Annotated in this window: 9 protein-coding genes; 6 read left to right on the top strand and 3 right to left on the bottom strand. The window is 59.6% G+C overall.

All coding sequences use genetic code 11. The features are described from left to right. Positions 1 to 245 precede the first annotated feature (245 nt). The 5 genes from Q1L59_RS00450 (at position 246) to Q1L59_RS16660 (ending at position 2,272) form a co-directional block, all read left to right on the top strand. Positions 246 to 692: a hypothetical protein gene (locus Q1L59_RS00450; RefSeq protein WP_300327331.1), complete on the top strand. Its 447-nt coding sequence runs from the start codon at positions 246 to 248 to the stop codon at positions 690 to 692. A 173-nt stretch (positions 693 to 865) separates the two neighbouring features. Beyond that, positions 866 to 1,309, top strand: a complete 444-nt coding sequence (locus tag Q1L59_RS16665) for an EndoU domain-containing protein (protein WP_366145600.1) — start codon at positions 866 to 868, stop codon at positions 1,307 to 1,309. 2 nt (positions 1,310 to 1,311) lie between these two features. After that, positions 1,312 to 1,608, top strand: coding sequence for a hypothetical protein (locus tag Q1L59_RS00445; RefSeq protein ID WP_300327330.1), 297 nt, complete (start codon positions 1,312 to 1,314; stop codon positions 1,606 to 1,608). Between the two features lie 32 nt (positions 1,609 to 1,640). After that, positions 1,641 to 1,997, top strand: coding sequence for a toxin glutamine deamidase domain-containing protein (locus Q1L59_RS00440; protein ID WP_300327329.1), 357 nt, complete (start codon positions 1,641 to 1,643; stop codon positions 1,995 to 1,997). Further along, positions 1,997 to 2,272 carry a YrhB domain-containing protein gene (locus Q1L59_RS16660; protein ID WP_366145599.1) on the top strand — a complete coding sequence of 92 codons (276 nt, stop codon included), beginning with the start codon at positions 1,997 to 1,999 and terminating at the stop codon, positions 2,270 to 2,272. The genes Q1L59_RS00440 and Q1L59_RS16660 overlap by 1 nt, the downstream gene beginning before the upstream one ends. A gap of 70 nt (positions 2,273 to 2,342) precedes the next feature. Here the strand turns inward: Q1L59_RS16660 and Q1L59_RS00435 are convergent, their stop codons facing one another. The 3 genes from Q1L59_RS00435 to Q1L59_RS00425 form a co-directional block, all read right to left on the bottom strand. Beyond that, entirely contained in the window at positions 2,343 to 2,573 is a 231-nt protein-coding gene (locus Q1L59_RS00435) for a hypothetical protein (protein WP_300327328.1), read from the bottom strand. Between the two features lie 62 nt (positions 2,574 to 2,635). Continuing rightward, entirely contained in the window at positions 2,636 to 2,959 is a 324-nt protein-coding gene (locus Q1L59_RS00430; protein ID WP_300327327.1) for a BrnT family toxin, read from the bottom strand. Between the two features lie 8 nt (positions 2,960 to 2,967). Then, positions 2,968 to 3,375 (bottom strand): helix-turn-helix transcriptional regulator, encoded by a 408-nt coding sequence (locus Q1L59_RS00425; RefSeq protein WP_300327326.1) that lies wholly within the window; start codon positions 3,373 to 3,375, stop codon positions 2,968 to 2,970. Positions 3,376 to 3,632: 257 nt separating this feature from the next. Between Q1L59_RS00425 and Q1L59_RS00420 the strand changes: the two genes are divergently transcribed. Further along, on the top strand, positions 3,633 to 4,109 hold the full coding sequence (locus tag Q1L59_RS00420; RefSeq protein WP_300327325.1) for a hypothetical protein: 477 nt from the start codon (positions 3,633 to 3,635) through the stop codon (positions 4,107 to 4,109). Positions 4,110 to 4,183: the final 74 nt, after the last annotated feature.

Below are 4,183 nucleotides of genomic sequence, written 5' to 3'. Positions count from 1 at the left end.
CGGGAGAAACCCCTGTTCCGCTACGCTCCACAGGCGTTTCTCCCGCCGCAGAAGCCACATCAAAAGCAACAGCACAAACCAACCAAACCAGAGGCGAAACCGGGGCAGCGCCGTCCAGCTGCTAATGAAGTCACGGTAACCGTTCACACCCCCCTGCCTTGTTGCCTCCTGCTCCGTGGCAAGGTGTTGATTCGTCAAGCACAACGGTGCTGGTGGCCAGGGGGGTGTGAACGGTTACAAGTCACGTGCCCAGCTTAAACACACCAGATTTTGTCTTGATTTTGGGGTCCACTTCAGACATCGCGCCTGCGTTCTCCTTCGTTGTTGGCAATGGCCTTGTGCCAAGTGCAAGCGACTACAGGCCACAGGAGTTCGGCAATGCTGCGCTGGTGATGGTGGGGGCGCCGTTCTCACTTCGCTTCGCGCGTGATCGCGGACAAGTCTTCGTCGATGCGGGAAGCAGCGCTGCAGGGTGGCACAAGCTCGAATACGTCCTCGAGTTCGTGGACAACTCTGTCACTCAGCAGCAGCTTGGCAAGCCGCCAGACCCTGCGGCCATGGCGAACCTGCTTCAACTGAACTGGGACAGGGTGGTCAGCCTGTTTAGCGATCAGCAGAAGACTTCGCAGCTTCAGGCGTTCGCCAAGCAGAAATCGGCGGCCTTGGTTGGCAGGTTGTTCCGTAAGCCATGAGGCTGACAACGCCCGCACTGTGGGGCGTTGTTCAATGCGGTGGTGCCGAAGCCCTTGACGGAATCGGCGCCGCGCCAGGCGTTGAGGGGCGAGGCGGCTGAAGAGAAAATCCCTTCCGCGCGCGCCCGTGCCGCAAAAAGTGCGTCAGGGGGTCTCGCCCGGTACAATGCCGTTTGCGTCGGGATAAACGGGCTGCGAAGCCGCGCCGGTGTTGGGGGTTCGGGGTCGTTGTACGACGGGACGCGGCGGCGTTCGCTGTTGCCGCAAAGGGGGCAAAGACCACTTCTGAAGCCGCAAAGGGGGCAACGAAAGACTTGGTCGATCTGACCGAGCACCGAGGAGCGGCCCACATACTGAATCGCCATCGTGCAGGGACCGGCATATCTGGAAAGACCGAGTTCCCTGCAGGTTGGAGCGACAAGAAGATCCTTCACCATGTGTCTGACGTTGCCACCGATCCGCGATCGACTACGGGGGTTGGGAAGTGGAACTCACCGTATGCCATCGGTACGCGGGATGGTGTAACTATCCGCGTGGACTTCTATCCGCCGAATCATCCGAATTACGCGGGCAAGATTTCTACAGCCTACCCGATCAACGTCGCACCGAACCCTTGATCATGGACAAGACCGAATACCACGCCATCGACGGTCGCTTTCGAACCGTCTTCAACCGCTATGCGGCGCAGCTATCGAAGGAGGGCCGGGAGAATGTCGAGCACTTCATTGAGGCTGCCGAGGTCGAGATGGCCTGCGAGTCGTTCGTTTTGTCCGTATTGGAGGAGCATGTTCCACTAGCCAGTGTTTCCAAGAAGGAACTATTGGCTCTCACCTTGGCTTTGCAACTAGATAAGGAGTCTGTCTTCCGATCTGACTTCTGGAAGATCGCTAGTACTTTGCTCACTAGTAGAGATTAGATGCCGCAAAGGAAGCAGGCTCCATCCGCGGCGTGAACGCGATTGGCGGCAAGATGAACTGCGTCAATTGCGCAATTGCCACCGACGCGACATTGGCAGGCCGACCAGCCTCGGCCCTTGGCGGTGGACCGTTCCGAATCGATGTTTTGGAGAAGACATTCGGCGGACGGTTCGGGGCGCCTAGCTCGATCGGTAGCATTTCGGAAGCGTTGTCGGCTGCAGGTCCGGGCGCACGAGGAATCGTCTTTGGATCACGCGGTAGCGGTGAAGTCGGCCACGTGTTCAACGTCGTAAATCAGAACGGAGTGGTGAGATTTCTGGATGGTCAGACCGGGCGAGCGGCATCACTTGAAGGCTTCAAGACTTTCCAGCTGCTGAGGACGAACTGATGCCTAGCCTCAACCGTAAATCTGCGATTGCGCTCGCTCGCCAGAGGATTGATCAGCTTGCCCAGGCTGCGGGGGATCAATTCGAAATCTTGTCCGACTCCACGAGAGAGATCGAGAAAGGATGGGTGTTCTTCTTCAACACAGCGGACTTCGTGCGGACACGGAACCCATCGTCTGCCCTTGCTGGGAACGGTCCGCTTCTCGTTACCCGTGAAGGCGTGATCCATGAACTGCCAAGCGCGATTCCTTGGGAAGACGCTGTAAGGCAGCTATAGCACGCTGCTGTCGCGTGCCTCTACCGAACCAAACGCCCGCCTTGCGCGGGCGTTGCTACTTCCGGCCGGCCTACCTCGCCGCCTCGATCAACTCGATGTCCTTGCGCAGCAGCTCATTGACGAGCTGGCCGACCTCGACACCGCGAGCCTTGGCGCGCGCTGAGAGATAGGCCTGCACCTCGGCGTCGAGGTACACCGGCAGGTTCACTGCCGCCCCGGACTTGAAGAACTTCCCGCGTGTTCCCTTGGAGAAGTCGATCTCGGCGGGCATGTCGTCGTGCGGACTGGCTTGCGTTCCCATGGTGGTCACCTTCTTCCTTTAGCTGCTTATAGGGCTGCTGATCGGGCCGCTGATGCGCTTGCTCATCGCGGCTCGTTCTCGTACTGCCGGCGCTCGTTGCGGGTGGCCTCGCGCGCCGAAATGATCCGCACCCTGGCGGTATCGGACCCCGTGGCCGTGTAGGTGTGCGACACCGCCAGCAGCCGCCCCTCGCTGGACATCCCCAGCGTGAACCATCGTTTCTCGAACTCGCTGTGCTCGGCATCGAAGACCGTCAAGGCCAGCGCATCGAGCAACACGGTGGCGGCCTGCGCGAACGACACCCCGTGCTTGCCGAGGTTCGAGGCCGCCTTGGCCGGGTCCCATGTGAACTCCAGCTGCGGGGCGCCGTCGTTGCCGGTGCTCATGCCTGTGCTCAAGCGCGGCTCTCCACCTTGCGCTCCAACTGCCCGCGCTCGATAAACGCATCCAGCAGCTGAAGCACTTGGCGTTTGTCGGCCACGTCCAGCTTCTCGATGGCCAGCAGGCGCCGACGCATCCGGCTGTCGCCGTCCTGCTTGGCCAGGCGCCGCTTGCCCACGCCGAACAGCTCATCGATGGTCACGCCTAGCGCGGCGGCGATCTGCGGCAGCAGATTGGCCGGTGGCGTGGCCGCCGGACTCTCGTAGTAGGCCACCATGCGCTGAGAAATCCCCAGCTCGGCGGCCAGCTCCACCTGGGTGAAGCCGGCGGCCTTGCGCAGGCCGGCCAGGCGCTCGCCGAAGCCGCCGGCCTCATCCTTGTTCGTCTTGGCCGAGTCGGCCACTTGCATGCGCTTGCCCATCGCAGAAAACCTCGCTTGATGGACCAAGTCTAGGAACGCTGGAGCCTGCATTGAAGCCTCGCGCTTGACAGATATACACACGGTGTATAGTGTGCCGTTCCTGAGATTGTTTCGCAACACTGTGTATAGGCCTGACCAGCGGAGAAGTGAATGCCCCGCATCCCCGACACCGAGCTCGAGCGGCTAAGGCGTGATCCTGAACGTGCCGTACCCAGCAAGGCCTACGAGATCGAGCGTCGGATTTTCGAGAAGTGATGATGAGCAAGAAAGCAAACAGCTTCTCCGAGCAGTCTCGCGAACTTCACTTGGCCATCAAGGATGTTGCCGAACTCTTTGGTTTGTCCGTGATCAACGAAGAGAGTGATGTTTACGGCCTTGAACTGCTACTGCAGAACAGCGTCGCTGGCGTCAAGTTCGAGTTCTCACCACAAGATCAATCCGGTTGGCGTGCGATTGTCGGACAGTTATCCAACGGGCAGTTTCCAAAGCATCCCATTCGAATTGATCGTCAGTCGGTGCTCCATCGCTTCGATTTGCGCGACGTTGCAACATTGAGAATCGAGCTTATTCCGGAGTTGGCTGGGAAGATTCGTGATCTGGCCCCGCTATCGGCGCGCGAGGTCAGCCATGTCCTGCAGACTTGTTGTGCAGACATGTTCAAAGGTGATTTTTCGCTATTCGCTCGTTTACAGGAGCGCGTCATATCGCGCTTGCCGACATCTGCACCAGGCTGAGAGGCTGTGAAAAAATCCCGAGCCTACGCTCCGGCAACGCGGGGCGCAGGGTATAATGACAATGTCAACTTCGG

The sequence above is a fragment of the Accumulibacter sp. genome (genome assembly GCF_029255125.1).
Lineage (GTDB): Bacteria > Pseudomonadota > Gammaproteobacteria > Burkholderiales > Rhodocyclaceae > Accumulibacter.
Note: the sequence above shows the minus strand (reverse complement) of the source record. Positions and strands in the feature narration are given on the sequence as shown.

Excerpts from the sequence above, each read along its gene's own strand:
- Q1L59_RS00445 (WP_300327330.1), top strand. The coding sequence starts at position 1,312 with ATGGACAAGACCGAATACCACGCCATCGACGGTCGCTTTCGAACCGTC.
- Q1L59_RS16660 (WP_366145599.1), top strand. The coding sequence starts at position 1,997 with ATGCCTAGCCTCAACCGTAAATCTGCGATTGCGCTCGCTCGCCAGAGG.
- Q1L59_RS00435 (WP_300327328.1), bottom strand. The coding sequence starts at position 2,573 with ATGGGAACGCAAGCCAGTCCGCACGACGACATGCCCGCCGAGATCGAC.
- Q1L59_RS00430 (WP_300327327.1), bottom strand. The coding sequence starts at position 2,959 with ATGAGCACCGGCAACGACGGCGCCCCGCAGCTGGAGTTCACATGGGAC.
- Q1L59_RS00425 (WP_300327326.1), bottom strand. The coding sequence starts at position 3,375 with ATGGGCAAGCGCATGCAAGTGGCCGACTCGGCCAAGACGAACAAGGAT.
- Q1L59_RS00420 (WP_300327325.1), top strand. The coding sequence starts at position 3,633 with ATGAGCAAGAAAGCAAACAGCTTCTCCGAGCAGTCTCGCGAACTTCAC.